Annotated in this window: 3 protein-coding genes; all 3 read left to right on the forward strand. The window is 65.4% G+C overall.

All coding sequences use genetic code 11. The features are described 5' to 3' along the window. Positions 1 to 282 precede the first annotated feature (282 nt). The 3 genes from ACFYX0_RS47550 (at position 283) to ACFYX0_RS47560 (ending at position 1908) form a co-directional block, all read left to right on the forward strand. Entirely contained in the window at positions 283 to 1002 is a 720-nt protein-coding gene (locus ACFYX0_RS47550) for a hypothetical protein (protein WP_388982017.1), read from the forward strand. After that, complete coding sequence (locus ACFYX0_RS47555; RefSeq protein WP_388982020.1) at positions 942 to 1451, forward strand: RNA-guided endonuclease InsQ/TnpB family protein; 510 nt, start codon at positions 942 to 944, stop codon at positions 1449 to 1451. The genes ACFYX0_RS47550 and ACFYX0_RS47555 overlap by 61 nt, the downstream gene beginning before the upstream one ends. Positions 1452 to 1647: 196 nt before the next feature. Beyond that, on the forward strand, positions 1648 to 1908 hold the full coding sequence (locus tag ACFYX0_RS47560) for an AAA family ATPase (RefSeq protein ID WP_388982022.1): 261 nt from the start codon (positions 1648 to 1650) through the stop codon (positions 1906 to 1908). Positions 1909 to 2136 lie beyond the last annotated feature (228 nt).

Consider the following 2136-nt stretch of genomic DNA (forward strand, 5'->3'; position numbering starts at 1 on the left):
CTCTGATCGACAACAGCGAAGCCCCGTTGATGATATCTCATCAACGGGGCTATCTGCAAGAACTAGCCTCAACCAAGATCAAACCGCTGATACCTGAAGCCCGGGGAGGAATCGGCTCCTCAGCACTCGGCCGTGCAACGGCCGGGATCTCTGCATATACGCATGCCGCGCAGCGGCACGCTGTGCCTGCGGACGTGATTACCGTCGACGGCCCAGGGAGCACACTGTCAACTGCCATCCAGGGCAGGCCGCGTTGTCAGTGCGAGAGGATAGCGTTTCCGTGTGAAGATGGTCGTGCAGGTCAAGTTGCTGCCGAGTGCCGAACAGGCGCCGCGGCTGCTGGCGACGCTGCGCACGTGCAACAAGGGCGCCGACCTCGCCTCCCGTGTTGCTTTCGACAAGCGGGAGTTCTCAAGGTTCGGCCTGCAGAAACTCGTCTACGCCGAGCTGAAGAGCATGGGTTTGGGTGCGCAGGCGACGATCCGCAGCATCAAGAAGGTCGTCGACGCGTACGGCACCCTGCACGCCCATATCAAGGCCGGGAACCTGGGCAGGCCGGGGTCCAAGCAGCGGCTGAAGGCGGAGTCGAAGCCGGTCCAGTTCCGGCCGGACGCGGCACAGCCGTACGACGACCGGCTGCTCAGCTGGCAGTACGACCAGCGGACGGTTTCCATCTGGACCACTGCCGGCCGACTCAAAGGTGTCCGGTTCGTCGGCCACCCGGACCATCTGCATCGTCTCGCAGAGCACCGCCAGGGTGAGACGGACCTCGTCCACCGCGACGGCACGTTCTACCTGCTCGCCACCTGCGAGGTGCCCGAGGACGAGCCGAACGAAAACCCGTCCGGGTTCACCGGTGTGGATCTCGGGATCGTCAACATCGCCACCACGTCCACCGGGGCCGGCACTGTGGCCGGAGACTCAACCGGCAGCGCAAGCAGATGCGGGACCTGCGCACGAAGCTGCAGAAGAAACGCACCAAGTCCGCCAGGCGCGCTGTGAAACGAGTCGCCGGCCGTGAGAAGCGGCAGGCGACCGACATGAACCACTGCATATCAAAACGGATCGTGGCTGAGGCTGAACGCACCGGTCAAGGAATAGCCCTGGAGGACCTCCGGGGCATCCGCGAACGGGTACGGTTAAGAAAGCCCCAACGAGCCGCGGTCCATTCCTGGACGTTCGCCCAGCTCGGCCGGTTCCTGACCTACAAGGCCCGGCGCCGCGGCGTGCCGCTGCTACAGGTCGACCCCAGGAACACGAGCAGGGAATGCTCAAGCTGCCACCACATAGACAAAAGGAACCGGCCCGCTCAGGCCGAGTTCCGATGCGTCGCCTGCGGGTTCGTTGACCACGCGGACGCCAACGCTGCCCGAAACATCGCCGCCCGCGGCTGGTGGGCCTGGGTATGCGGGGTCGAGTCAACGACCCCTGCACTCGCCGTCATTTCGTGAGTGCTGGACGCGGCCGTCCACGCCACCGCCAGTGGCGCACGAGCCGCAAGCCCCGGGCTTCAGCCCGGGGTAGCTGACATCGCAGGGCTCTTCGGCGGAGGGCTTCACCAGGCCAATTCGTCGCCTGGTATGCGGGCGTGGAGGGCGCTGCAGTTCCGCTATGCCGGGACGGCAGGGAACCGGCATGATCGGGCCCATGACCCGCCAGATCGTGATCGTCACCGGGGCACCCGGGGCCGGCAAGAGCACCCTGGCCCTCCCCCTCTCGGAAGCGCTTGGCTTCCCCCTTCTGTCCAAGGACCACATCAAGGAGACTCTGCACGACTCGTTGGACACACCCGCCGACCTGGCGTCTTCACGCAGGTTGGGCGCCGCAGCCCATGAGCCTGATTTGGGCCTTGGCCGCACGCTGCCCGCAGGTGGTCCTGGAGGCCAACTTCCTGCCGCGCCACCCTGACACCCGCCCCCATCTGGACGCCTTGGCCGGGAATGTGGTCGAGGTATGCCGCTGGTGCCCCCCAGCCGAAGCAGCCCGCCGTTACGCCGCAAGAGCGACCAACGTGCATCCGGTGCACGTCATGCAGGAACTTTGAACCGCCCCGGGTTCGGTAGAGATCTCAGATTGTGGTTGTGACCTGGGGTTTCGTGAGTTCCGTGTAGTAGTTGGCTTCGTACTCGACGGGCG

Origin of the sequence: Streptomyces sp. NPDC002573, from assembly GCF_042889625.1 — a bacterium.
In the GTDB taxonomy this organism is placed as follows: Bacteria; Actinomycetota; Actinomycetes; order Streptomycetales; family Streptomycetaceae; genus Streptomyces; species Streptomyces gibsoniae.

Excerpts from the sequence above, each read along its gene's own strand:
- ACFYX0_RS47560 (WP_388982022.1), top strand. The coding sequence starts at position 1,648 with ATGACCCGCCAGATCGTGATCGTCACCGGGGCACCCGGGGCCGGCAAG.
- ACFYX0_RS47555 (WP_388982020.1), top strand. The coding sequence starts at position 942 with ATGCGGGACCTGCGCACGAAGCTGCAGAAGAAACGCACCAAGTCCGCC.